This window comes from Desulfosporomusa polytropa (genome assembly GCF_055380075.1).
This window is the reverse complement of record NZ_AP042400.1, coordinates 1927715-1952768: the sequence shown is the minus strand read 5'-3', so window position 1 is coordinate 1952768 and position 25054 is coordinate 1927715. Positions and strand designations below refer to the sequence as shown.

Annotated in this window: 25 protein-coding genes; 24 read left to right on the top strand and 1 reads right to left on the bottom strand. The window is 39.6% G+C overall.

Annotation, left to right across the window (positions count from 1 at the left end; all coding sequences use genetic code 11):
- Positions 1 to 68: 68 nt before the first annotated feature.
- The 7 genes from ACZ449_RS11000 (at position 69) to ACZ449_RS10970 (ending at position 6672) form a co-directional block, all read left to right on the top strand.
- Complete coding sequence (locus ACZ449_RS11000; protein ID WP_464261053.1) at positions 69 to 1100, top strand: type II glyceraldehyde-3-phosphate dehydrogenase; 1032 nt, start codon at positions 69 to 71, stop codon at positions 1098 to 1100.
- Positions 1101 to 1310: 210 nt separating this feature from the next.
- Positions 1311 to 2156: a methyl-accepting chemotaxis protein gene (locus tag ACZ449_RS10995; RefSeq protein WP_464261052.1), complete on the top strand. Its 846-nt coding sequence runs from the start codon at positions 1311 to 1313 to the stop codon at positions 2154 to 2156.
- Positions 2157 to 2225: 69 nt separating this feature from the next.
- Positions 2226 to 2702: a DUF1097 domain-containing protein gene (locus ACZ449_RS10990; RefSeq protein ID WP_464261051.1), complete on the top strand. Its 477-nt coding sequence runs from the start codon at positions 2226 to 2228 to the stop codon at positions 2700 to 2702.
- Positions 2703 to 2839: 137 nt separating this feature from the next.
- Positions 2840 to 3865 carry a hypothetical protein gene (locus tag ACZ449_RS10985; protein ID WP_464261050.1) on the top strand — a complete coding sequence of 342 codons (1026 nt, stop codon included), beginning with the start codon at positions 2840 to 2842 and terminating at the stop codon, positions 3863 to 3865.
- Positions 3866 to 3949: 84 nt separating this feature from the next.
- Positions 3950 to 4087 (top strand): hypothetical protein, encoded by a 138-nt coding sequence (locus ACZ449_RS10980; RefSeq protein WP_464261049.1) that lies wholly within the window; start codon positions 3950 to 3952, stop codon positions 4085 to 4087.
- 111 nt (positions 4088 to 4198) lie between these two features.
- Complete coding sequence (locus ACZ449_RS10975) at positions 4199 to 5455, top strand: phosphoglycerate kinase (protein ID WP_464261048.1); 1257 nt, start codon at positions 4199 to 4201, stop codon at positions 5453 to 5455.
- Between the two features lie 266 nt (positions 5456 to 5721).
- Positions 5722 to 6672, top strand: a complete 951-nt coding sequence (locus tag ACZ449_RS10970) for a 3-hydroxyacyl-CoA dehydrogenase family protein (RefSeq protein ID WP_464261047.1) — start codon at positions 5722 to 5724, stop codon at positions 6670 to 6672.
- A gap of 117 nt (positions 6673 to 6789) precedes the next feature.
- On the opposite strand, the gene ACZ449_RS10965 is transcribed toward ACZ449_RS10970, so the two are convergent.
- A complete protein-coding gene (locus ACZ449_RS10965; RefSeq protein WP_464261046.1) occupies positions 6790 to 7323 on the bottom strand; it encodes a hypothetical protein in 534 nt (177 codons plus the stop codon).
- A gap of 353 nt (positions 7324 to 7676) precedes the next feature.
- On the opposite strand from ACZ449_RS10965, the gene ACZ449_RS10960 reads away from it, so the two are divergent.
- The 17 genes from ACZ449_RS10960 (at position 7677) to ACZ449_RS10880 (ending at position 24953) form a co-directional block, all read left to right on the top strand.
- On the top strand, positions 7677 to 9065 hold the full coding sequence (locus ACZ449_RS10960) for a sigma-54 interaction domain-containing protein (protein WP_464261045.1): 1389 nt from the start codon (positions 7677 to 7679) through the stop codon (positions 9063 to 9065).
- A gap of 225 nt (positions 9066 to 9290) precedes the next feature.
- Positions 9291 to 10055 carry an XdhC family protein gene (locus ACZ449_RS10955; RefSeq protein ID WP_464261044.1) on the top strand — a complete coding sequence of 255 codons (765 nt, stop codon included), beginning with the start codon at positions 9291 to 9293 and terminating at the stop codon, positions 10053 to 10055.
- Positions 10055 to 10366, top strand: a complete 312-nt coding sequence (locus ACZ449_RS10950; RefSeq protein WP_464261043.1) for an XdhC family protein — start codon at positions 10055 to 10057, stop codon at positions 10364 to 10366. Before ACZ449_RS10955 ends, ACZ449_RS10950 begins: the two co-directional genes overlap by 1 nt.
- Before the next feature lie 54 nt (positions 10367 to 10420).
- Positions 10421 to 11590 (top strand): DVU_1551 family NTP transferase, encoded by a 1170-nt coding sequence (locus ACZ449_RS10945; protein ID WP_464261042.1) that lies wholly within the window; start codon positions 10421 to 10423, stop codon positions 11588 to 11590.
- 5 nt (positions 11591 to 11595) lie between these two features.
- Positions 11596 to 12204, top strand: coding sequence for an alpha-ribazole phosphatase (gene cobC / locus ACZ449_RS10940; RefSeq protein WP_464261041.1), 609 nt, complete (start codon positions 11596 to 11598; stop codon positions 12202 to 12204).
- 41 nt (positions 12205 to 12245) lie between these two features.
- The gene (locus tag ACZ449_RS10935; RefSeq protein ID WP_464261040.1) at positions 12246 to 13214 is read left to right on the top strand and encodes a TylF/MycF/NovP-related O-methyltransferase; all 969 of its coding nucleotides are present in this window, start codon (positions 12246 to 12248) and stop codon (positions 13212 to 13214) included.
- A 368-nt stretch (positions 13215 to 13582) separates the two neighbouring features.
- Positions 13583 to 14254 (top strand): lipoyl(octanoyl) transferase LipB, encoded by a 672-nt coding sequence (gene lipB, locus ACZ449_RS10930; protein ID WP_464261039.1) that lies wholly within the window; start codon positions 13583 to 13585, stop codon positions 14252 to 14254.
- 79 nt (positions 14255 to 14333) lie between these two features.
- Positions 14334 to 15230 carry a lipoyl synthase gene (gene lipA / locus ACZ449_RS10925; protein ID WP_464261038.1) on the top strand — a complete coding sequence of 299 codons (897 nt, stop codon included), beginning with the start codon at positions 14334 to 14336 and terminating at the stop codon, positions 15228 to 15230.
- Positions 15231 to 15603: 373 nt separating this feature from the next.
- Positions 15604 to 16575 (top strand): thiamine pyrophosphate-dependent dehydrogenase E1 component subunit alpha, encoded by a 972-nt coding sequence (locus ACZ449_RS10920; RefSeq protein ID WP_464261037.1) that lies wholly within the window; start codon positions 15604 to 15606, stop codon positions 16573 to 16575.
- A 19-nt stretch (positions 16576 to 16594) separates the two neighbouring features.
- Entirely contained in the window at positions 16595 to 17587 is a 993-nt protein-coding gene (locus ACZ449_RS10915; protein ID WP_464261036.1) for an alpha-ketoacid dehydrogenase subunit beta, read from the top strand.
- Between the two features lie 40 nt (positions 17588 to 17627).
- Positions 17628 to 18971, top strand: a complete 1344-nt coding sequence (locus tag ACZ449_RS10910; RefSeq protein WP_464261035.1) for a dihydrolipoamide acetyltransferase family protein — start codon at positions 17628 to 17630, stop codon at positions 18969 to 18971.
- Positions 18972 to 18984: 13 nt separating this feature from the next.
- Positions 18985 to 20355, top strand: a complete 1371-nt coding sequence (gene lpdA, locus ACZ449_RS10905; protein WP_464261034.1) for a dihydrolipoyl dehydrogenase — start codon at positions 18985 to 18987, stop codon at positions 20353 to 20355.
- 207 nt (positions 20356 to 20562) lie between these two features.
- On the top strand, positions 20563 to 21252 hold the full coding sequence (locus ACZ449_RS10900; RefSeq protein WP_464261033.1) for an MBL fold metallo-hydrolase: 690 nt from the start codon (positions 20563 to 20565) through the stop codon (positions 21250 to 21252).
- 16 nt (positions 21253 to 21268) lie between these two features.
- A complete protein-coding gene (locus tag ACZ449_RS10895) occupies positions 21269 to 21442 on the top strand; it encodes a CidA/LrgA family protein (RefSeq protein WP_464261032.1) in 174 nt (57 codons plus the stop codon).
- Between the two features lie 224 nt (positions 21443 to 21666).
- Positions 21667 to 22245: a nitroreductase family protein gene (locus ACZ449_RS10890; RefSeq protein WP_464261031.1), complete on the top strand. Its 579-nt coding sequence runs from the start codon at positions 21667 to 21669 to the stop codon at positions 22243 to 22245.
- 76 nt (positions 22246 to 22321) lie between these two features.
- Positions 22322 to 22891, top strand: a complete 570-nt coding sequence (locus ACZ449_RS10885; protein ID WP_464261030.1) for a nitroreductase family protein — start codon at positions 22322 to 22324, stop codon at positions 22889 to 22891.
- A 112-nt stretch (positions 22892 to 23003) separates the two neighbouring features.
- A complete protein-coding gene (locus ACZ449_RS10880; RefSeq protein ID WP_464261029.1) occupies positions 23004 to 24953 on the top strand; it encodes a sigma-54-dependent Fis family transcriptional regulator in 1950 nt (649 codons plus the stop codon).
- Positions 24954 to 25054 lie beyond the last annotated feature (101 nt).

Here is a 25054-nt window from a genome sequence, read left to right as displayed (position 1 = left end):
CAAAGCGTCATATAGCAGTGAGAAAGTAAATGGAGTAGTAATATTCTAAATAATTAGGAGGCAGTGAAATGGTAAAAGTGGGCGTAGTTGGCTATGGGGTTATCGGGCAGAGGCTGGCTGATGGTGTTGCTTTGCAAAAAGATATGGAATTAGTAGGAGTGGCCGATGTGTCACCTACTCTTGCAATAAGGGCCTTAAAAGAAAAGGGGATGCCATACAAATTTTATAATTGCGTGCCGGATAATCAAAAATTATTGGAGAACGCTGGAATTCCGATTTCAGGAACTATCGAGGATTTAATTAAATCAGTTGACATTGTCCTGGATGCCACAAGTGCGGGTATCGGTGCGAAAAACAAGGAGCTATATCTTAAGTACAACGTTAAGGCCATTTTTCAAGGCGGTGAAAAAAACACAGTTGCTGATGTTTTCTTTCATGGTTATGCTAACTACGAAAAGGGAGTCAACAAACAGTTTTTGAAATTGACCTCTTGTAATACGACCGGTTTGATTCGAGCCGTAGATTGTTTAGATAAGCAAGTTGGGATCGAAAAAGTGGCTATTACTATTATTAGACGGGTAGCCGACCCAGGCGATTACCACCGGGGACTAACCAATGCTTTACAGATGGATAAGGCTCCCAGTCATCAGGCAATTGACCTTATGACAATTATGCCACATGTTCAGGCAACAGGGATACTTGTACACACTCCTGTTACGCATGGCCATATTATTACTGTAGTAGCTACACCAAAAAAGAAACTGGATAAAGAAGAAGCTTTACAGTATTTCAGGGCTCACCCGCGTATCAGAGTGGTACGTCTTGAAGATGGCTTTTTGGGCAATGCTTCACTGTTTAGATATGCCCGCGACCTAGGTAATCCTAGAGGAGATATGTATGAAATAGCAGTGTGGGAAGAATCTATTGTAAATTCCGGCGATGACATTATGTTTGCTATTAATATTCCTCAAGAGGCAGTCGTAATTCCTGAGTCCATGGATGCTATAAGAGCGGCGATGGGAATACAAACAGATAAAGAAAGCGGCGTATCTCTTACCAATAAATATTTAAGTATGGCAAAATGGCAAAGCAATAGTTAATTATGCTGTTGAAAAACTAATGTAATCAAAAATTTAGAAGAATTAAGAGCAGGCGTATTTATTGCCTGCTCTTATTAAAAAAGTCACCGGTATAGCTTACAGATTATTTCAAAGCGGTTTCGTATATTAACTCAAATTGGCGCAGTACTGTGTCAATGAGTGGTGACTTCTGCCAAAGCAGTTTACACTGAAGATATAGGAGTATGGGAAATGTATGATCAAAATGATTTGATTATTCAGCACTTTTTATATGTTTTACCGTTTTTAAATGATATGTTGAGCTCTGATGTTGGCGTAAGTTTGACTGACCGTGAAAAATTTCTGCTATATAAGCCGGGTAGAACTTTAGATTTGAAAGTTCCTGTTAATGCACCGTTGAAGCCCAATATGCCATTATACCGATCAATCCATGAAAAACGACGAGTATTCGTTCGGATTGAAGACAGTAAAATGTGGGGAAAACCATTTATCGCTATCTCTATGCCTATATGCAATTTAGCGGGGGATGTAATCGGGGCAGTTAGTGTCTCTGAAACCATAGATCGTCAAGATGCCTTAAAAAAGGTCGTACTTCAGATAACTGAACAAGTTGGTATTTTAGCAAGCGGTAGTCAAGAAATAGCAGCGCAAGCAACAGAAATTTCCAGATTAAGTCATACCATGTCTTTAGCTTCGGTTGTAGCACAGTCACGGATGAAAGAAACTGATCAAATATTGGGATTAATTAAAAATTTGGCTGGACAGACAAATCTTTTGGGACTAAATGCAGCGATTGAAGCTGCAAGAGTCGGCAACAACGGCAGAGGCTTTAGTGTAGTAGCGGAAGAAATTCGGAAACTGTCTACGAGTAGTGGTGATTCAATAAAAAAAATCGAAATCATTGTGAAGGAGTTACAAAACGAAAGTAGCGACACTTCTCAACGTGTAAATGAAATAGATAAACTTCTTGGGCAAATGACAATAGCAATCGAGCATGTAGCTGGTTCACTGCAAGAAGTTAACTCAGTAGTGCAACAGCTTGAGGATATGGCAGATGCGATGAGTAGAGAAGTATGAATAGATAATAGTTATAAGAAAAACGGGAGGTACCCAAGAGGGATAATATAAATTGAGAGGAGTGTATAAATGCGGTATTTATTATCGATTGGTATTAGCGCGGGTATTATTGCAGCCGTATTTGCTCAATATGCAACTGCTTTAAAACTGGTTCTCTGGATTTTCTTTGTTGCCATGGCAAGTTTTTATGCGGCAGGGGGAAAGAATGACGGTTTTATTAAAAGTAGTGTGACTAATCTTGCGGGTGTTGTATGGGGGGCCATTATTTTTCAATTGCTGGGAGTATTTTCATTTCCGTACGCGATGGCTGTGATTGTGTTTTTAGCTGTTATAGGTATGTGTGTACAAGCTAAAGTTCACCTATTGTCATTTATACCCGGTACGTTTTGTGGTACTGCCTGTTTTTTCGGCTCTAACGGTGATTGGCAGAGCACTGTAATGGCTTTACTTCTCGGTGCAGTCATGGGCTGGGTATCAGAGCAAGGGGGGCTTATGCTATTCAAATTAACCAGTAAACGTTCTGAAGCCAGTGATGTAAATGTCTAACTATTTAAGTTCTTAGTACAGCTCAGGAAATCTTTTTAATTGGGTATCTCCAGGGAATTTTGTCCATAATTGTGAGTAAAGTATGTAGCGTATCCTAGGCAGGAAATTTTTCAATAAATCAAAGGAGAGAATTTTACATGAAAAAAAACCTAATTATTACTCTCATTGCTTGCTGTATGGTTAGTTTGGCTGGCACAGTAGCGGCTGCATCAGTTTCTGATACACCGCTAACTATTACCGGGGACTTTCGTTTACGAGATATATTTTACAATAATAAAATAGGTGGAGCAAAAGTTGATGACTCATTTTTTCAGTTTCGTGCCCGGATTAATATGGAAACAAAAATAAACGAAGATACCACCTTATTTGCTCGCTTTGGTCTTCGCAACTCTTTTGGACAAAGTGATAGCTCTGACGGCAGTTCCTATCAGCAAATTGATCAATATGGAATAAGAACTAACCTTGGTAATTGGAAAATGAGTTTGGGCCGGCAGGGTGTAAATCTGGGACAAGGATTGATTATTAGTACTGGTAATGATGTCGAGTATGATAATAAGTTTGATGGGTTAGTTACCACTACTAAAGTAGGTGTAGCCGATGTCAAAGTTATTGCCGGTAAAACCAATATAACTAAGATTATGGAAACTTATTGGCCGTTGGATGCAGATACTAAATCTGCCACCTGGTTTGGCGCCGAGGTAAGCGGAAAAATCAGCGAGAATGTGTCGGTAGGGCTGGCTGCTGCTAATTGGAAACCGGAAGATGATTCCAGTAAAAATACATGGGCCCTTAATACATCGGTTAAAATGGCGCCTAACCTCAGTTTGAATGCTGAATATGCCAGATCAAATGCTGATAACGATAATACTGCATATTTGGTTGGTGCTACTTATGCTAAGAAAAAAGACAGTTTTACAGCCCAGTATCAGAAGGTTGAAAACAATGCTATCAACAATATGAATAGTGCGTATTCCTATAGTGGTTTTCCCTGGGTGGGCCTTAACATGGACAAAGGTGACAGCTATTGGAAAGGATGGCTGTATATCTACAACCATCAGATGACGCCAACTACTTCTTTGCATGCTTATTATATTGATACCCAAGTCGATGGAAAAAGTGGTAAAGATCAAGAAGGTGCTATTGGTATAGTTTGGGCTTTTTAAATAGGTTCAATGCTATGAGACTGCCCGTTCCTAAGCAGTCTCATAGCAATCTAATTATATGATACATGCTGGAGGGTGACATGGATGAAGAAAAAAGTTGCAGTAATTCATACGTTTCTTTACTCGGTAGAAGACTTAAAAAAACTTTATAAAGAAAAATTACCAGAGGTCGAGTTGGTTAATATTATTGATGATAGTATTTCCAAAAGCCATCAAGAATAGAGACGTGACTGCAGAAATTATCTGCAGAATTTGTCTATATGCCTTATAGTCAGAAGCGGCGATCAGGCTAGGAAATTAACAAGGTAGTAGTAGAGAAGGGGGAGAAAATTAGTGAAATTTAAAATGTGCACCCTTAGTGACTTTGATGTAAAAGGGAAAACTGTCTTGTGCAGAATAGATATAAATCAGCCCATAGATAGGAAGACAGGAGTTCTTAAGAATGTTACCCGGCTTAAAGGATGTATTCCTACACTAAAAGAATTGTCGGAAAGAAATGCGAAAACAGTACTTTTAGCTCATCAAGGCGGAGATCTGGAATATAAGAATTATTTTACAACAGAGCCACATGCTAAAGTTTTGAGTGAATTGCTGGGGAAACCGGTTAAGTTTATTGACGATGTTACCGGGCCAACTGCGAGAGAAATGATTAAGAACTTGACTGAAGGTGAGATTTTGCTTCTGGATAATGTAAGGTTTGTATCTGAAGAAATGACATTATTTGAGACAAAACTTAACTTAAGTCAAGAAGAACAGAGTAAGACGCAAGTAGTACAAAAACTTGCACCACTTGCAGACTTGTATGTGTGTGATGCCTTTGCGGCTGCCCATAGGTCGCAACCTTCACTGGTTGGTTTTGAACAGGTACTTCCGTCGGCAATGGGACGACTATTTGAACAAGAATTCAGTGTGCTAGCAGGAATTATGGAAAGTCCTCAAAGACCTTGTTTGTTTGTTTTAGGAGGCGCCAAGATTCAAGATGCATTTATGATGATGAGTACTGCCCTGAAAAATGGGATTGCAGATCAAGTGTTAACAGGTGGTCTTGTCAGCAACATAATGCTTCTTGCAAAAGGGATAGATATAGGTGTTAACTCTAAAGAACTGCTGCAGAAAATGAATTTGATGGAATATGTAGTAGTTGCACAGGAAATCCTCAGTAAGTTTAACGATAAAATTTTGCTTCCTGTAGATTTAGCCTATGTAGCGGATAGTAGGAAAGAAATAAGTATTGTTGATTTGCCTGTAACAGACATGCTGGTCGATATCGGTAGTAAAACAGCCGAGATATACCGAACCACGATAAATGAAGCAAAAACTGTTTTTGTGAATGGCCCTATGGGTATATTTGAAAATGAACCAACTGAACTTGGTACAAAAGTCGTATGGGAAGCGCTGGCGGAGTCAAAGGCAGATACTATCCTTGGCGGTGGGGACAGTATTGCGGCAGCTAATAAATTTAATGTTGAGCAAAAGGTTTCCTATATTTGTACTGGTGGCGGGGCATTAATCCGTTTTCTTTCAGGCGAGGAGCTGCCGGTGGTCAAAGCATTAAGGTATGCCGCTGATAAGTTTGGTACTGATAAATAATAGATTAAATTGAACCAAGGAGCTGATTGTTAAGAAAATGAACAACAATTAAAAAGAATGTTCACTTTTCTAACAATTTTTCTATATGCTCAATATATAGCTCTTTCCTAATAAAACTTCGTTATTATATACACAGTAGGAAACAGACTGTATATAGAGTAATCTAAAATCGCCCGATCACTTCGATTTTGTCGAGTGCTAACATATTGGCATACTATTTGCAATAACTATATTCAATACTTTTATTATAGTTTGGAGGATGAAGCGTGAAATTAGAGAACATAAACCATATTGCAATTATCGGCACCGGTATGATTGGTGCCAGTATGGCGGTGCTTTTTACTGGCAACGGCTACAAAACCACAATGTATGCTATTAACGACACGGAAGCGGCCAAAGGACAAGCAAGCTATACCACGTACTATGAAGATTTAATTGAAAAAAAGCTGGTTACACCTGCTCAGGCAGCAATATGTGCAAAACTTTTAAATATTACCCAGAAATTTGAAGATATCGCAGATGCTGATTTTATATTTGAGTGTGTTGTTGAGCGTATCAACATCAAACATTCTGTGTACCGGGAAATTGAGAAACATTGCAAGCAGTTTAAGGCGATCGCATCTTCTACTTCGGCAATCTCTACTGATGATTTGGCTGAAGGTTTAGTGCAAAAGGATAAACTTTCTGTCGCTCACCCGTGGAACCCACCCCATTTGGTACCTTGTGTTGAAGTGGTTAAGGGAAAGTATACAAGTGACGAATCGGTGCAAGTGCTTGTGGATGTCTTGGAATCAGTTGGACGCGAGGTAGTTGTGATGAAGAAAAACGCGCCCGGTTTTATCGGCAACCGCTTACAGCATGCCTTGTATAGAGAAGCGGTCCATATGGTGGAACAAGGTATTGCAACACCCGAAGATATAGATAAGACGCTCCGCTCCAGCTTTATACCACGCTACACAGCTATCGGTTTGTTTGAGCATTTTGATTATGCAGGGCTGGACATGATTGTGAGTATTGATGATTACTTATTCCCCACGCTTTCAAAAGCTGAAAAGGCTCAAGATTACATTAGGACGCGCTATGATGCCGGTAATTTAGGATTTAAAACCGGTATAGGCGTTTATGAATGGAATACGAAGGACGTTGTCGAATTCAGACGGCGCGCTAGCGAGCCGTATTTGCGTTTCTTCAACTGGAGTTTACCGGAGAATAAATAATATCTTTCTCAAAATGAAACAAGTTCGTCTGTTCTAAGGAGGGCTAAAATCCGCGAGAGGGGATTTTAGCCCTTTATAATAGGATTGAGTATTAATTATCAAAGGGGATTCTTTCTTTTATTTGTCGGTATCCTCTTCGTTATTAAATGGTTTCAAAGCAGGTTGTAAATTTAATGACCTGGAGGAGTGTGTTGCCTCTGACCGAACAAAAAGACCTTCTTGCCATATCTGATAAGCGTATATTACAATGCCCAGTACGGAGGTCATAAAAACGTCCAGCATAGGACTAACACTTTGAAATTGTATTACACCTCTATTGCCTAGAAAATAATCTTCAAACACTAGGGTATAGAACAAATTTAATAAAAAATCGAGACCTACATACAACCAAAATTTTCCATAAGTGAATTTAAAAAGCCACATGGTAGATACTGGTATGGGACCATACAGATAGGGGACGTTCTGGAGAGGATAAAGCTTTACAGGATATACCCACCATCCAAGCGTGATACCCGCTTCAAGAATCATTGCGCTCGTAACTGTAGCAAATAGACCAACAGGCAAGAAACGCTTAATATCCGCTTTTTTCATAAAAAGAAGAGAGAGCCACGAAAGGATAAACATAGATGATAAAACTGTTTGATTGCTCATGAAAAATCCTCCATTGATTAATTGCGTTGTTGCCGCTTGTATTAGTATATACTTTTACCCGGATTTTATTGAGGAGAAAGCAGGGATAAGACCGCTGACTTAATTGACAAACCGGCTACAATTCATATAATGAATTTGTAAAATTTTATCAAAGGGTGAACATAATGTTATTCGGAAAATGCGGAATTAAATACGGCTCCGAACAATTGTATATATCAATCGTAAGGCTGGCTTGGAGAAATATAATGCGAATGAAAGACTAATTAAAAAAGAGTGAGTTTTGCTCATTCATAGATGTTATAATAAAATAATAACCACAGACTGTACGTGGAACAAAAACTTTTGGGGGAAATATGGAACTAGATCTTTCGTTGGCACAATTGATTTTTGAAAGTTTGGACACTTTAGCCATCATTGACGCTAAGGGAAAATATATTTATGTAAACAGAAGATGGGTTGACTGGATGGGTTTATCTCCTGAGAACGTAATTGGTACTGCTGTCAAAGATATTGTTCCTGATTCAAAAATAGATCTGGTGATCGAGACGAAAAAGCCGATAATAGCTGAATTTTTATATGGGAATATATCACCTAGCGATGGAACTCCCAAGATTGTTACATATTACCCAATTATTAAAGATTATAAGGTTATTGCTGTTATTACTTTTAGTATATTTTCCAATTTTGAGATGGCTCGTGGATTTGGGCAAAGACTGAGTAGTCTTACTCATGAACTTAATTATTTCAAAGATGAACTACGCAAACTAAGAGGCTCACGCTATACTGTGGATAATATAATTGGAGAAAGCAATTCAATCTGTAGACTTCGGACGCAAATTTATCAGGCCGCCCGATCTAATTCAACTGTTCTTATTGAAGGCGAGACAGGTACCGGTAAAGAACTTGTTGCTCATGCAATTCATGGAGCAAGTCAGCGAAGTGCATTTAATTTTATCAAAATCAACTGTGCGGCAATCCCCAGTGAACTTCTGGAAGCTGAACTGTTCGGATATGAAGAAGGAGCATTCACAGGAGCTGCTAAAGGCGGTCGCCGTGGTAAGTTTGAGATGGCCCATATGGGAAGTATTTTTTTGGACGAGATTAATCAGATGCCAATGAGTCTTCAGCCCAAATTACTGCGTGTATTACAGGAAAAAGAAATTGATAAGGTTGGAGGCAAAGGTACTGTCGAAGTAAATGTTCGGGTTATAGCAGCCGCGAATACCTCTTTGAAAAAAATGGTCGAGAAAGGGAAGTTCAGGGAGGATCTATATTACCGGTTAAATGTAATGCAAATAAAGGTACCGTCTTTGCGAGAACGGAAAGAAGACATTTCTCTTTTAATGGAATATTTAGTAAAAAAACTAAATCGGCAACTTGGAGTGGAAATACCGTCTATAACTCCAGCTGCTATTAGGCTTTTGACGAAATATGATTGGCCTGGAAACGTGAGAGAGCTGCAAAACGTTTTAGAAAGGGCTATGAACATGGCTTGGGGCAGAGTTCTTGATACCGAGCATTTTGAATGGTTTCTTGAAAATAAGAGTAAAAGACCGGTGAATATGGAAAACTTTGAGGGAGGGGATACTTCTCTTAAAACAATCAAACATACGATTGAGAAAGAAATGATAATAGAAACCTTAAAACAATGTGGTGGTAATAAAGTTCTGGTTGCACAAAAGCTAAACATTTCTCGGGCAATGCTCTATAGAAAGATAAAAAAATTCGATATAGAAACATAAAGTATACAGTAAACAAAAGTTTACATCTTAATTTTTTGAGATATATAAGGGAATAAGGAGGTTGGTGTATACTTTTCGCAACAAAATGCAAAAGTTTATTTACAAAGGCGTGTGGTTATGGGTCCGCGAGATCCCAAAATCACTAGCCTTTTTTGTTTTTTGGAATTTGGCATGATTATTGCTGATAAAAATAATTATCAATCCTAGAAGTGCGAGGTAATATAAATGTTCGAAAATTTACTATCAATTTCCGTTAGTGGTGGTTTAGCCGATATATTTACGATAATTAGCAGCAGCAAAGTAAATGATAATTCTATAGGGAAAATGGTTATTATTGACGACAAAGGGCAAATACATGGTGAATGTGAGGAAGAACTTGCTCAGAAAATAGTTGACAAGATAAAGAAAACAGTTTGGTCAAAGCCAGTAGTTATTCAGGTTCAAGGACAAAATGATTCATACTACCGAATTTATTGGGATCGACTCAAAAGCAATAATAAGGCTATTATTTTTGGTGGCGGCCATATTAGCCAGCCATTAGCACAAATAATGAGTCTATTACATTTCCAAGTGACTGTGATTGATGATCGTCCTGAATTTGCAAATCAAGCAAGGTTTCCTTCTGTGGATAAAGTTATTTGCCAAAATTTCTCTAAAGCATTTAGTCAGATAAATATAGATAGTGATACTGCCGTTATTATTGTAACAAGGGGACACCGCTATGATTTGGATTGTTTGCGAGCTACCATTAATTGTAATGCGCGTTATTGGGGAATGATCGGCAGTAGACGGCGGGTAAAAGAGATTGTTGGTCTGCTAAAGGAAGAGGGAATATCAGAAGAGCGATTAAAGCGGTTAAAATCGCCGATTGGATTAGATATTCGGGCGGAAACACCGGAAGAAATAGCTGTGAGCATTACTGCAGAAGTAGTATCGGTTTTTCGCGGCGGTTTTGGCGTCTCGTTAAGCATCGGCGAGGTGATAATTTAATGGACAGAGAAATCTTACGAATGGTTTGTGAGAAGAAACGAGAAAGAATCAAGGCCGCATTAGTCACTATTGTTGAGACGAAAGGGTCAACTCCGCGGAAAGCGGGTAGCGAGATGATAATTTTACAGGACGGACGGTCTATAGGGACTATAGGTGGTGGCTGTGGGGAGGCGGAAGTAAGACGCCAAGCCTTAATAGCACTTGATGAAAATAAATCTGGTTTATATACATTACGAATGTTAAATGAAGTAGCAGCAGATGAAGGGATGGTTTGCGGAGGGATTATGGAGGTGTTTATTAACATAATTTGATTTTATCGTGGTAGAAAATACAATGAAACTAATGCCATTGAAAGAGTGGAAACTATGAATAGTAAGCATGCTGCTTTAATTCTAGCGGCCGGATACTCGACGCGAATGATGCAATTTAAACCTTTGATGCCGCTGGGTGAATCAACTATTATTGAAGAAGTGATTTATAATTTTCGTAAAGCCGATATTAGCGATATAACGGTAGTGATAGGACACCGAGCTGACGTGATGCTAGCTGTTTTAGACCGTTTGCAAGTCAAGTATATTTTAAATAAAAACTATAATGAGGGAATGTTTTCGTCAATCCTTTCTGGAGTTCGTGCGCTTTCACCCAATATTGACGGCTTTTTTTTATTGCCGATAGATATTCCGTTGGTGAGAAGTCATACAATTAAAACTTTAAGTAAGTTATGGAGGAAAAGAGGGGCAGACATCATCTATCCGGTATTTCAGGGCCAGCGAGGTCATCCACCTCTAATTAGTAGGCGGCTTGTGCCGGAAATAGTAGCGTGGAATCGGCCTGAAGGCTTAAGGCCTTTGTTTGAACAGTATGAATCGAGCGCTTTTGATGTTGAGGTTGTCGATTCGGGGATATTGCGTGATATGGATACTCCAGAAGATTACCATAATATACTTGCAAAATATCACTATAAAGATATACCCAGGCCGCTTGAATGTGACGTTATCCTGGCAAAGTTTGAGGTATCTGGACAGGTTATACAACACGGGAAGTTAGTAGCCGAACTGGCGCGAAGACTAGCAGTACGTTTAAATCAATGTGGGGCGAAACTAGATATTGACCTTGTTATGGCTGCAGGTTTATTGCATGATTTGGCTAAAGGAAAACCGTCTCATGCCAGGTATGGTGCCAGAGTTCTAGCGAGCTTGGGATATTCAAATGTAGCAGATGTTGTTGCTTGTCACACCGATATTATTATTAAAAAAGAAGGGTATTTGGATGAAGCTGCAATTGTATATTTTGCAGATAAACTGGTCAGGGGCGATAGTATTGTATCTATTGAAGAACGGTTTCGTGATTCTTTAACAAGAATTACTGCTAAAGATGATGCTAAAATAGCTGCGAATCAACGCTTTTTACATGCGAAACAAATTGCCGATAAGATAGAACAACTGACTGGTGCATCTATACAGGAGATTGTCTCAGCAGATGCCGGAGCCTGTTGTGAACTGTCAAACCGTAAAACAGAATATGAAATGAGCTGACTCTAATGGAGAAGCGGATAATCTATCTAATCAGACATGGCTGTATTCGTGCAGTTGATCATCAGCGTCGCTACATTGGTCATAGTGATATACCACTTGATGAAGTAGGTATTTTGCAGGCTCAGCGATTGAAAAGTAGGCTTGAACATGTTCGGATTCAGGCTGTATTCTGTAGTGATCTTTCTCGCTCCATGCAGACAGCAGCAGAAATTGTTGCCCAAAAACATGTTTCCATTATTCCACGAAAGGATCTACGAGAAATCTGTATGGGGAAGTGGGAGGGGTTAACTTTTTCCGAGATTGCACAACGTTTTCCTAAGGAATTTAAAGAACGGGGTCAAAAAATAGAGAGCTATCGCGTTCCAGGCGGAGAAAGTTTTAATGATTGTCAGATACGGGTGATAACTGCTTTGCAAAATATAATGGACACGACGACAGAGGATATTCTAATCGTTGGACATGCAGGTGTTAATCGTCTTATTTTATGTTCTATATTGGGAATGCCAGTAGCTAACGTCTTTCGTTTAGTGCAGGATTATGGTTGTTTGAATATCATTGCTTATGGTCAGAAAGGTTACCAAGTACAACTGATAAATGCTTGTAGGAGAATATAATCCTGATGTAATTGTGAGTGATAAAAAGGAGTAAATGAGCAGTGAGCGAGAAGGGTAAATATAGAATTTTATTATTTGGCACAGGGTGTAAATGTCTTGACTTTATTAAAAGGATAGATTTTGAGAAGGTTAAGATAGTTACATATATCGACAATAATGTTTTGTTACATGGCCAAATATTCCAAGATAAAAAAATTATTTCTCCTCAAGAAATAGTAAATTACGAATATGACTATATTGTTATTGTGAATCGCTTTTTTGATGAAGTAGTTACTCAACTCTTAGAATTAGGCGTTGCTTCGAACAAAATCGTCGGCCCATATTTGGAGTTGGATCAGATACTAAATAAACATAATATGTTATTAAATGAATTTGTCATACAACAAGAAGAATCTCAGATGGAAAGAAATCAAACCGATAGACTTCAGTTAGGTAGTTTATCGAAGAGTGAGGACTATGTTCGGATATCCTCCTTAAAGTTAATTGCCGAGCAAATATATGAAAACGATGTTGCTGGAAGTGTTGCTGAATTGGGAGTTTACCAGGGTAATTTTGCAAAGTACATAAATCAATTCTTTCATGATAGAAGAATATATCTTTTTGATACATTTGATGGTTTTACTGCAGCAGATATTGAAGTTGAGCAACGGAAGCGGTTTTCCAATTCAAAAATAAACGAGTTTTCAAATACTAGTGTCGAATTGGTATTGTCAAAAATGAAATTTTCTGAAATGTGCATAATTAAAAAAGGATACTTTCCAGAGACCGCGAACAGGCTGGAAGAACAGTTTGCCTTTGTTAGTATTGATGCAGATTTGTATAATTCCATATACCATGGACTGGAATTTTTCTATCCCCGCTTGGCTAAGGGGGGATATATCTTTGTACATGACGTAAATAATTTGCTTTTTAAGGGTGCGAAAGAAGCAATCCGGCGCTATTGCCACGAAAATGATATTAGTTATTTTCCTTTGAATGATATTGGCGGTACGGCTGTCATTATAAAATAGGGATATTTAAAATGAACCCAAGACAATTAAAATATAATGAATGCCAAAGGAAGCGTACAATATCAAGGAACTTCGTCTAGCTGAATATAATTATTAGCCGCCCTTATCTTAGAAGCATTGTTTGAATCTAAGATAAGGGCGGCTTTGCTTATTCATAAAAGTCCTGCTCGCAAATGATATACTGTTAAGTTTTTGCACAATGAATCAGGATCAATGCTCAAAAATAATGCATAAAATTGCAAAAAGTTAGTGCAAAGGTTCTGCCTGTTTCATTGATTTACCAGTACCGGTAGTGCATTAATTTTAAAAGATTGGTATTGGCACAAATTTTGCGAGAGTAGTAACTATATGTAAAAAGGGAGGTTGTTATGATAAAACGAAAATGTGCATTGATAGATGCAGGCATAAAATCATATGAAGAAGGACTCCAAGTGCAAAAGTGGGCAAAGGAGGTAGTGCATTCCGGAGAATGGGACGGGGTTTTTATTTTACTCCAGCATTTACCCGTTATTACCCTGGGAAGATCGCATAACACAGAAGAATTGCTATGGTCTATTGATAAATATAATTCTCATGGTATTGAGATTTCCCACTGTAATCGCGGAGGCAAAGTGACTTGTCATAATATAGGTCAATTAGTTGGATACCCAATTCTAAATCTGTCATGTTGGAATGAAGACAGTCACTGGTATCTTCGTTCTCTCGAACAGATCATAATTAATACTGTTAATTCTTTTGGTTTAACGGCAGAGCGCAAACAAAATTATACTGGAGTTTGGGTTAATGATAAAAAAATTGCGGCGATTGGAATCTCTATTCGCCGCTGGATAACTAGCCATGGGTTTGCTTTAAACGTCAATAACGATTTAGCTATCTTTAGTTCCGTTATACCATGTGGAATTCGGGATTTTGGAGTTACCAGTCTTTTGGAAGAAGGCATAACTAGCATAGACATACAAGAAGTGGTAGAAGTCGTTATTCGCGAATTCCAACAAGTGCTACAAAATTCGCTGATAAGATTACATCTGCCTGCTGTTTAGTGATTATCATAACCAAATCCATGGGAAGTAGTTTAGTCTAAGTGATAAAGTTAAAAAGTAAGGAAGCAAGGTGATTGAAATGCAGAGACAAAACCAGATAATTCCTTCCTGGCTAAAACAACGAGTGACAGCTAAAGGCGTAGCAGCTGTCTCTTTGTTGATGAGTGAACATAGTCTTAATACGGTATGCCAAAGTGCTGACTGCCCTAATATCGGGGAATGTTTTGGTGCTCGCACAGCTACCTTTCTAATTTTGGGTGGGGTTTGTACTAGGAATTGCCGTTATTGTTCAGTCCCAAAAGGAAAGCCGACAGGGCTTGATCTAAATGAGCCTGAAAGGGTGGCTGAGGCTGTTAAGACACTAGGGCTCAAACATGCTGTAATAACCTCTGTTACGAGGGATGATCTTGCAGATGGCGGTGCTGGTCTTTTTGCGGCCTGTATCAAGAAGATTCGCGATGTAAATCCAGAGATAACGATAGAAGTACTTGTACCGGATTTCGGTGGAGATTATACTGCTTTGTCAGCAGTATTGGAAGCCGATCCTGAAGTATTTAATCACAATATTGAAACTGTGCCCAGACTTTACCCGGTAGCACGACCGGAGGCTAATTACCAGCGCTCAATAAGTATTCTGCAAAAGGCTGCTGAATATGGAGCCAATATTACAAAGAGTGGAATTATGCTTGGACTGGGGGAAACAGAGCAAGAAGTGTTACAAGTACTATATAACCTGGCAGCTATCGGGGTAAAGGCTGTCACTATTGGGCAATACCTTCAGCCGTCACCGAACCATTTGCCGGTAAGTGAATATATTCATCCTGAACGGTTTAAAATGTACGAAAATGTGGGGCGCTCACTAGGCTTTCTTCAAGTAGTATCAGGTCCGCTGGTGCGCAGTTCTTATCACGCAGCGGTTCTAGTGGATTATGTAAGGGAGAAAAGGCAAGAAGTTAGCAAAGCTAAAAAAGATTAATAGCAACTGTAGAATGGGCGTATTACAGGATAAACGGATAAGGTTAAAAAATAATCAGCTAAAGCTTTTAAACAAGCTATTCGCAAAATTTAATTCTTGCAATGGCTTTTTTTTTAACTAAGGAGATGGTCAATTTTTGAACACTAACTGTGTAATTGCTCAATTTCAGGACGGTGATTTTGAATTTGGAATTAGGAGATTTAGTTTTTTTATAAATAAACTAAGATTCTTTTGTAGTTTTAGAAATTTTTTTGTTGTTTTAATAAATGGCACAGTTATTGCATGTTACTAGTTTTGGATATATAGGCAAGTAAAAGTATTGAACTACTGGCTTATAAAGTGTCCAAAAATATAGTTCGGAAGGGTGTTTTTTATGGCAGATCGGAAGTATGACAAAGCGCTCCTGGAGCAGCTGTTTACCAGCATGCAGCGAATTAGAGCTTTTGAAGAAGAAGTTTTGGAGTTGTATAAATTCGGCAAAATGCCGGGTTTGGCACATGTGTACATCGGTGAGGAAGCGATTGCTGCCGGTGCCTGCGCTACTTTGAAATCGGGCGACTATGCTTGCAGCACGCATCGCGGGCATGGCCATGTGATTGCTCAGGGGGCTGATACCAAACACATGATGGCAGAGATTCTTGGTAAAAAGGATGGGCAATGTAAGGGTAAAGGCGGTTCTATGCATATTATGGACATGAGTAAAGGGATACTGGGAGCCAATGGTATTGTTGGTGGCGGGATTCCGATTGCTACCGGTGCGGCTTATACGGCAAAACTGAAGAATAGCGACCAGGTTGTTTTGTCCTTCTTCGGTGACTCAGCGAGTAATGAGGGCACCTTCCATGAGAGCCTAAACATGGCTTCCGCCTGGAAATTACCGGTGGTGTATATCATTGAAAACAACCTTTATGGGATCTCCGTAGCTATTGATAGAGTCGTTAATGTGAAAGATTTATCGGTTCGTGCCATCGGCTACGGAATTAAAGGCGTAACTGTCGATGGTAATGATGTGTTAAAGGTGTATGAGGCTGTAAAAGAAGCAGTTGATTTTGCCAGAGATGGCAATGGGCCGACTTTAATTGAATGCAAGACCTATCGCTGGATAGGTCATCACTCCGGTGACCCAGCTTCCTATCGACCCAAAGATGAAGTGGCCGCATGGAAGGAGAAATGCCCGGTTAAATCTTTCCGGCAGTACCTTCTAACTAAAGGGGGCTTTACCGAAGAAGAAGTAACTGAATTAGAGGCACGTATTTCTGCAGAACTCAAAGAGGCAGTAAAGTTTGCTGAGGCTAGCCTATATCCAGACGCTAGCGAAGCTTTCACGGATATTTACGCTGAATAAGAGAACGGAGGTTATTGTAATGGGACAAGAAAGTAAAATGAGAGAAATTACTTACGCACAAGCTATATGTGAGGCGCTAGATGAAGAGTTTAGCCGTGACCCCAATACGTTACTTTTGGGTGAAGATGTAGGGGTTATTGGCGGTAATTTTAAAACATCGGTCGGACTTCGTGATAAATATGGTGATTTACGTGTCAAAGATACGCCAATATCGGAAGCTGGGTTTGTTGGTATGGCTGTTGGTATGGCGCTAACTGGCTTGCGACCAGTTGTTGAGATTATGTTCTGTGACTTTCTTGGCGTTTGTGCGGATCAAATTGTTAATCAGGCAGCCAAAATTCGATATATGTCTGGAGGCCAAGCCAAAGTACCGATGACAGTGAGAATGCCAATTGGTGGCGGCCGGTCGTCAGCTGCGCAACATTCGCAAAGCTTGCAAGCATGGGTTGCACATATACCAGGGCTTAAGGTAGTACTTCCTTCTACCGCATCCGAAGTAAAGGGGTTGTTGAAAACAGCTATTCGTGATGATAACCCTGTCATTTTCATGGAACATAAAATGCAATATAATAAAACATTTTCTGTGCCGGAAGGAGAATATACAATACCCTTTGGAAAAGCAAATATTGTCCATGAGGGTGACCAATTAACTATCGCCGCTACCTCTGATATGGTTATTAAGGCTACCGAAGTGGCTAATGAATTAGCTAAAGATGGTACTTTTATCGAAGTTATTGACGTTAGAACATTGGTGCCATTTGATCGGCAGACCATCATTGATTCTGTTAAGAAAACGGGCAAATTGCTCATTTTGGATGAAGGCCACGTAAGCTTTGGGGCACATGCTGAAATTGGCATGAACATAATGGAAGACGTTTTCTATGACTTGGAGTTTCCGATTATGCGCCTGGGTACAGCTAATGTTCCGATTCCATTTAGCCCTGCATTGGAGTTCCCTATTGTTCCTGATACCAAGAAAATTTATGCCAAGGTTAAGGAAATGCTGAAATAGTCTAATGCTTGATTTTTATGGGAATAAGGAGGAATAATCGGTGGCTGAATTTATTATAATGCCTAAGCTTGGCTTCAATATGGATGAAGGTACATTGGTAAAATGGCATAAAGCGGAAGGCGATGCAGTAGCAAAAGGTGAAGTAGCGTTCGAGATTCAGACAGATAAGACAATAATGGAGGTCGAGTCTACCTGCGACGGAACAGTGCTTAAAACTTTTGTTGAAGAAGGGCAAACGGTGCCGGTTATTGTGCCGGTTGCCATTATTGGCGCCCCAGGTGAAGATATAAACGCAATGATCGCCGAGGCGACTGCGAAACTCAACGCTACTACAGGAGTGGAAACGAAAACTGAACAACTGGTAGGTGAGGAAGCAAGTGTGCCGACAGCAGATATTCCTACTGCAAGCACCGACTTGAAATTGTCACCCAGAGCACGTAAGTATGCTGCAGAACAGGGGCTGGATCTTGGTAATATACCTATCGCCGGAACTGGATTCCAGGACGGTATTACCCAAAAGGATCTGGAAGCAGGCGTTAAGGCCGGAAAAATTTCGCCGCTTGCCGAAAAAATGGCAAAGGCAGCGCAGGTGGATATTACTACAATTGCTGGTTCGGGAATTGGCGGTAAGATAATGAAAAAGGACATTCTGGCTGCCTCGCAAGCGTCGGCCGCACTGGTTGGCGACATTGAAGTACTGCGGACTATCGACTATAGCGGAATGCGTAAAGTGATTGGCGACAGACTGTCACAAAGTAAATTTACTGCGCCTCATCTTTATTTCACGGCATCGGTTGACGTTACAGAACTTATTAAATTTCGTGAAACCATTAATAAAGCGCAGCCACAAAAGGTTTCCTATAATGATTTTGTTATTGCTGCAGTATCACAGGCACTGCAAAAGCAACCTGAAATGAATTGTGCTCTTCATGGCAATAAAATTATTCAATATAAGGATATCAACATTGGTATGGCAGTCGGTCTGGAAAACGGTCTCATTGTTCCGGTAATCAAAAAGACGCAAACTAAGAAGCTGACTACACTTGCTGTCGAAACACAATCATTAGCAGAAAAAGCCCGTAACGGCAAGCTTTTACCTCAAGAATATCAGGGAGGGACCTTTACGGTTAGTAACCTGGGAATGTTTGGTATTGAAAACTTTACAGCTATCATTAACCCGCCGGAGGCCGCGATTCTCAGCGTTAGTGCATTGAAGAAGAAACCAATTGTCATTGATAGTGAAGAGGGCGATAAAGTTGTCGTCAGAACGATGATGAAGATGACCGTTTCCGTGGATCACCGCCTGATAGACGGAATGAACGCCACCAAGTTCCTTAATGAAGTTAAAGCGCTACTGGAAAAGCCTTTGACTATCTTAATCTAACAGGAGTGGGGATATGAAGCAGTTTGATATAGCGGTAATTGGTGGCGGTCCTGGGGGCTATGTAGCAGCGATAAAAGCTGCTCAAGCAGGGAAAAAGGTCTGCTTATTTGAGAAGGATAAACTTGGGGGAGTTTGTTTAAACCGTGGGTGCATACCTACTAAAACGATGCTGAAAAGTGTTGAGGTACTCAATACTCTCCGAGAAAGTGGCGAATTTGGTGTTGTTGGCATAGATGCTACAAATGCTGCCATGGATATGAAGCATTTGATGAAGAGAAAGACAACCGTTGTGCAAAAACTTACTGGCGGTGTCGGAATGTTGCTTAAAGCGAATGGAGTTACCGTATACGCGGGAACTGTGAAGTTCGTTGATAAAAATATCCTGGAAACCGGGAAAGAACAAGTACAAGCGGATAATGTTATTATTGCAACAGGATCAGTACCCGTAAAACTACCGGTACCTACTGATAGTAATAATGTCATTACAAGTGACGAGGCATTGGAATTAACGGAGATCCCGGCAAGGATGGTTATTATTGGCGGTGGAGTTATCGGCGTTGAATTTGCTTTTGTATATGCGAATTTAGGAACAAAAGTAACTGTGATTGAAGTTATGGATCAAATTTTACCTATGGTTGACGAAGAGATTATAACTGAAGTGGCCAAGATGCTAAAGGGACTTGGGGTAAATATACTGACAAAATCCAAAGTAACCAAGATTGTCGGGGAAAAGGTATATTACGAGTATAAAGGTAAGGAACTCTTTGAAGAAGCTTCAAAGATTCTCATGTCAGTTGGGCGGACGCCGAATACAGATGGACTCAATATTGAAGTTCTGGGTCTGAAGATGGATCGGCGTGCTATTGTTACGAATGAAAATATGAAGACTAACGTTCCTGGGGTCTATGCCATCGGTGATGTAAACGGTAAGTCGATGCTGGCTCACACTGCTTCCATGGAGGGTATCGTGGCAGTAGAAAATATTTTGGGACATTCGTCTAAGATGTATTATGATAAAATACCTTCCTGTATCTATACTCATCCGGAAATTGCGTCGGTTGGGCTTACTGAAAAGCAAGCTGCTGAAAGATATGGAAAAGTTAAGGTTGGAAAATTCCCATTAGCGGCAAACGGTAAGGCTACAGTCGAGGGCGAGAGTAAAGGTATGGTCAAAGTCATTATTGAGCCAGAATTTGGCGAAGTGCTTGGCGCCCATATTTACGGTATTCATGCTACCGACATGATTTCTGAGATTGTTCTTGCGATGAATGCGGAAGCTACCGCAGAAGAAATTGCATTGGCAATCCATCCGCACCCGACTGTTTCGGAAATTATCCCTGAAGCGTTCCACGCGGCATTAGGAAAAGCCATTCACTCTGTGTAGAGCTTGTTAACTACCCAATACTTGACCTAAAGAAAGAACGAACGAGCTTAGTAAGCAGGTCTCAACAAAACCGGTTATCAAGAAATGGAGAGTAAAGCATAGTTGAATCAGGTAGAGTCTTAATGATATCTACCTGATTCAACTTGGCATTATGGAATAATATTTTTTCGATGGAGAGGGCTAAGTTTCTGAGAGAGGAAAGAATAGATGAATGATATCATTACACTTAACTTGGGTTTCTCGAATGCAGTACTGATTAAAAATGGCCGGGGAGCAATTCTAGTTGATACAGGAATTAATGTTTCACCGGAGAAATATAGAAAAATTTTCAATGATATGAGTTTTGACCCCCGGAAAATAAAATTGATAATTATCACTCATGGTCATGCCGATCATTTTGCTCAGGCTGGTGAACTACGAGAGATGACAGGTGCCCCTATATTATGTCATAAGAAGGCTGTTCATGCCTTAGAAACTGTAGGCAATTCGCCCATTGTACCACGGAATGAATTGGGTAAGCATGTCTTGAAACTACTTAAGAATCATTTACCGCAGGCGTGCAGGCCAATACACCCCAATATCAGTATTGACAGTACATCCTTTGATTTACATTGTTATGGTGTTGAGGGGAGAATCATTCATACACCTGGCCATACGGATTGCTCCATATCGGTTATTCTTAATTCGAGTGAGGCGATTGTTGGTGATATGCTTGTACCTTCGCCTATTACGGGAGAAGTATGTGTGGCCTATTTAGCAACTGATGAAAAATCTCTATTTAATAGTTTACATACAGTATTAGGATTAGCTCATACTTTTTATGGTGGGCACGGCGGGCCGTTTACCAAACAAGAAGTTTTAATACAAATGAATTCAGTATGTTCAAGATGCTGCTGATTTTTTACTAAGGCATATGCTCTTTTTATTTATTCCTATTGCAGTAGGGATCATGAACTGGGTAAGTGTATTTATTGATCATGGTTGGGTTTTAGGAATAGCCCTTATCTTTGGAACTCTTCTGCCATTCTTGACAGTAGGTTTGATTTCGCAGGTTTTTCAAAAGGGAGATAAGATATGGAAGAGCTAATTATAGTGTTTACAGTGCTAATAACTCTCGGCGCTTATTTGCTAACTCGTTATTTACATTTTAAATATAAACATCCATTGATCAATATCATATTTTTTCCACCAATTCCTAAATTGAGGACGGGCGTATTTTTCGCCGATTTTTTTCCGGAGTTTGATTTTTTATGGTATGATAATTAGTCATAGGATAAATTCACTTCTAAATAAAATGGGGAGATGAAACAAATGGATGTTTTGACTGCAATGCAAACACGGCGGTCTGTCCGTAGTTATACGGACCAAGTTGTTTCTAAAGAGGATCTTAATTCAATAATTAATGCGGCTGTGCTGGCACCGAGCGCGAGCAATACACAGCCGTGGTCTTTTATTGTTGTTCAAGATGGTCAATATCTTAGAGATCTTTCTAAACGGATAAAAACTTTCGTACTAGAAAACATGGAAACCTTTCCAGTTTTCAAGCCATATCGCGGTTGGTTGGAGGATCAATCATATGATGTGTTCTATAATACCCATACCCTTATTATAATTTGTGCGAAAAAGGGCGTAGGGATGTTTCCTAATGAAGATTGTAATCTAGCTGCAGAAAACCTGATGTTAGCGGCACATGCCAAGAGTCTCGGTACATGTTGGATTGGTTTTGCCAGGTATTTTTTGAATCTAGATATAGTAAAGAAGGAATTAGGCATAGAAGATAATCGGGATATTGTTGCTCCAATTATTGTTGGTTTCCCAAGCAAAGGATTGCAACCACCTTCTAGAAAGCACCCAGAAATTAAATGGATTACCAGTATGGACAAATCTTAAGTTGCGCAGGACGTGAACGTTGGCATTCCTGTATTGAGGGGAGGCCAAATATTAAAAGGATAGGGGTTGTAGGTTTATGTTTGAAAATTTAATTGAAAAGAACCGGAGTTATCGCCGTTTCGATGAAAATAAAAGTATTACTCGTGAAACGTTATTAAGACTAATCAATTATGCTAGACTTTCTCCTTCCGGAACCAATCGTCAAATGCTACGCTATTATATTTCTTGTGAAAAATCACTAAACGAAAAAATATTCCCAGGTTTAAAATGGGCTGCACACCTCAAAGATTGGGAAGGGCCTGTAGAAGGGGAGAGGCCATCTGGGTATATTACCATTGTGAAAGAAGAACAGTCTAAAAGAATGCATAGCGTAGACTATGGTATAGCAGCGCAGAGTATTTTACTTGGGGCAGTTGAGTTGGGGCTAGGGGGCTGTATGATAGGAAATTTAGACCGAACCGTGATAAGGGAAGCTCTACATATACCGGAAATATACGAGGTATTACTTGTCATCGCTTTAGGTAAGCCCCAAGAATGTGTAATTATAGAAGAGATTGAATCAGGCGGAGATATAAAATACTGGCGGGATGAAAACCAAGTGCACCATGTTCCTAAACGTAAGTTAAAAGATATAGTTTTGAATTGAGTCGACAGTTTTCACGGTAATAAGATAACTTAAAAAATTAGCAAGTCCAGATCCTGAATTTATTCACAGGGTAGATCTTTTGTGAACATCCTGTAGATGGGAGGCCTAAGACATGTCACGTAAAAAGTCAGATGACGAAGTGTATGCCATTTGGGAAAAGTTCATGAACGGGGACGAAAATATTAAAGGGTTACGAAAAGAAATTATATTGTCTTGGAAGAGATCTCGGGATGCTGGTGTAGATCCTTATGAAAAAGGCGAGCTGGTTGATGAACGTACATTAATTAACTTACGAAATTCGAACCAACATTTATTAGAAATTGTTTCTCCATTTATTGAGCTTATTGTAAATTTTACCAAAAATACCGGGTTTGTAGTTTCTTTTGCAAATAAAGACGGCTATATCATTGAATTGAACGGAGATTGCCACGCAATAGAACAAGGTAAAAATAACAATTTTGTTTTAGGAGTAAATCGATCAGAAAAAAAAGTTGGAACTAATGCTATTAGTCTCGCCCTTACAGAAGGAAAACCTTTTCAAATTCTCGGTCCCGAGCATTTTAAGAAAAGTCATCATGATTGGACTTGTTCTTCTGCACCCATACATGATACTCATGGTCAGATCATAGGCGTGTTAAACTTATCAGGACATTGCTCTTTGCTTCATAAACACACTTTAGGTATGGTAATATCAATAGTGCAGGCCATTGAACGGGAGTTTCACATACGGGAAAAAAACGCAATATTAAGATTAGCTAATGAACGCCTTAAGGCTGTAGTAGATTCGGTTTCCGAGGGTGTTGTTGCTTTGGATAAGAATGGGGTAATTATTGAAGCTAATATGAAATTTCGACAAATGTTTCGAATGAATAAATCAGAATTGAATGGAGTTAATATTTCTGAAATCTTAAAGAATCCTACTTCGATGTTAGATGTTCTCAAGACGGGAAAGGAATATTTTGAACGTGAAGAAAGCTTGTCTACCATTTCTGGAATCTTACCAGCGATGACGACAGGACGGAAAATAGTAGATGACCAAGGAGAAGTCGTTGGTGTTGTAGGAATAATAAAGGAAAAAAAAGAAGTATATCGCATGGTGAACCGGCTAGCCGGTTCTAAAGCTATGTTTACTTTTCAAGATATAATTCACCAGGAACCAAATATGGAAAAGACAATTTCAATAGCTAAGGCTGTTGCAGAAGCGGATACTCGTTTGTTATTAGAAGGAGAAAGTGGTACAGGGAAAGAACTGTTCGCTCAGTCAATTCATAATGCCAGTCCAAGGCATACCGGTCCATTTGTAGCTGTGAACTGCAGTGCGATACCACGAGAATTAATCGAAAGTGAGCTTTTTGGTTACGCAGAAGGCGCTTTTACCGGTGCCAAAAAAGGTGGTAAGCCGGGAAAGTTTGAGTTAGCTGACGGTGGTACATTATTTTTAGATGAAATTAATAGCATGCCGTTAGATATGCAAGTAAAATTATTGCGAGTGCTTCAACAAAATGAAATTACGCGCTTGGGAGGGGAGCAAGCCATTCCCATCAACGTACGAATTATTTCTGCCTCTAACAAATCACTAGAAGAGTTGGTTCAAGAGGGCCACTTTAGGCTTGACTTGTTTTATCGTCTCGGAGTTGTGGTTTTAAAGATTCCGCCTCTTCGAGAAAGGATTAAAGATATTCCACTGCTTTTTTTACATTTACTGCAAAAAATTACTAAATCGACTGGCAAAACAGTTGAATACTCAATGGAAGAGCTTATTCCTATATTGTGCGCTTATGATTGGCCTGGAAACGTCAGAGAACTGGAAAATTATATCGAACGGGCGGTTATTTTAGCTCATAATGGTATCATAACACCAGAACATTTTCCGGAAAAAATGACTCTGACAACCAGAACTGAGACTGTTAAAAATAATTTTCTTGCCATAAAGGAACGGGAGACAATAGAAAAAGTTCTTGAGATTTTTAGCGGAAACATTTCCAAAGCGGCGAAAAGTCTGGGAATTAGCAGGAATACTCTCTATACGAAAATAAAAACGTATGGTTTGAAGGTTGTGTGAATTAATTTAGGATCGAGTAAAACATACTACAAAGGAGTTGGAAGTCGCAGTGAAGGCACGGCGGACTATGGATGGTTATGTCGTAAGCGTCAAAAATGCCG

Excerpts from the sequence above, each read along its gene's own strand:
- ACZ449_RS11000 (WP_464261053.1), top strand. The coding sequence starts at position 69 with ATGGTAAAAGTGGGCGTAGTTGGCTATGGGGTTATCGGGCAGAGGCTG.
- ACZ449_RS10995 (WP_464261052.1), top strand. The coding sequence starts at position 1,311 with ATGTATGATCAAAATGATTTGATTATTCAGCACTTTTTATATGTTTTA.
- ACZ449_RS10990 (WP_464261051.1), top strand. The coding sequence starts at position 2,226 with ATGCGGTATTTATTATCGATTGGTATTAGCGCGGGTATTATTGCAGCC.
- ACZ449_RS10985 (WP_464261050.1), top strand. The coding sequence starts at position 2,840 with ATGAAAAAAAACCTAATTATTACTCTCATTGCTTGCTGTATGGTTAGT.
- ACZ449_RS10980 (WP_464261049.1), top strand. The coding sequence starts at position 3,950 with ATGAAGAAAAAAGTTGCAGTAATTCATACGTTTCTTTACTCGGTAGAA.
- ACZ449_RS10965 (WP_464261046.1), bottom strand. The coding sequence starts at position 7,323 with ATGAGCAATCAAACAGTTTTATCATCTATGTTTATCCTTTCGTGGCTC.
- ACZ449_RS10960 (WP_464261045.1), top strand. The coding sequence starts at position 7,677 with ATGGAACTAGATCTTTCGTTGGCACAATTGATTTTTGAAAGTTTGGAC.
- ACZ449_RS10955 (WP_464261044.1), top strand. The coding sequence starts at position 9,291 with ATGTTCGAAAATTTACTATCAATTTCCGTTAGTGGTGGTTTAGCCGAT.
- ACZ449_RS10950 (WP_464261043.1), top strand. The coding sequence starts at position 10,055 with ATGGACAGAGAAATCTTACGAATGGTTTGTGAGAAGAAACGAGAAAGA.
- ACZ449_RS10945 (WP_464261042.1), top strand. The coding sequence starts at position 10,421 with ATGAATAGTAAGCATGCTGCTTTAATTCTAGCGGCCGGATACTCGACG.
- cobC (WP_464261041.1), top strand. The coding sequence starts at position 11,596 with ATGGAGAAGCGGATAATCTATCTAATCAGACATGGCTGTATTCGTGCA.
- lipB (WP_464261039.1), top strand. The coding sequence starts at position 13,583 with ATGATAAAACGAAAATGTGCATTGATAGATGCAGGCATAAAATCATAT.
- lipA (WP_464261038.1), top strand. The coding sequence starts at position 14,334 with ATGCAGAGACAAAACCAGATAATTCCTTCCTGGCTAAAACAACGAGTG.
- ACZ449_RS10920 (WP_464261037.1), top strand. The coding sequence starts at position 15,604 with ATGGCAGATCGGAAGTATGACAAAGCGCTCCTGGAGCAGCTGTTTACC.
- ACZ449_RS10915 (WP_464261036.1), top strand. The coding sequence starts at position 16,595 with ATGGGACAAGAAAGTAAAATGAGAGAAATTACTTACGCACAAGCTATA.
- lpdA (WP_464261034.1), top strand. The coding sequence starts at position 18,985 with ATGAAGCAGTTTGATATAGCGGTAATTGGTGGCGGTCCTGGGGGCTAT.
- ACZ449_RS10900 (WP_464261033.1), top strand. The coding sequence starts at position 20,563 with ATGAATGATATCATTACACTTAACTTGGGTTTCTCGAATGCAGTACTG.
- ACZ449_RS10895 (WP_464261032.1), top strand. The coding sequence starts at position 21,269 with ATGCTCTTTTTATTTATTCCTATTGCAGTAGGGATCATGAACTGGGTA.
- ACZ449_RS10890 (WP_464261031.1), top strand. The coding sequence starts at position 21,667 with ATGGATGTTTTGACTGCAATGCAAACACGGCGGTCTGTCCGTAGTTAT.
- ACZ449_RS10885 (WP_464261030.1), top strand. The coding sequence starts at position 22,322 with ATGTTTGAAAATTTAATTGAAAAGAACCGGAGTTATCGCCGTTTCGAT.
- ACZ449_RS10880 (WP_464261029.1), top strand. The coding sequence starts at position 23,004 with ATGTCACGTAAAAAGTCAGATGACGAAGTGTATGCCATTTGGGAAAAG.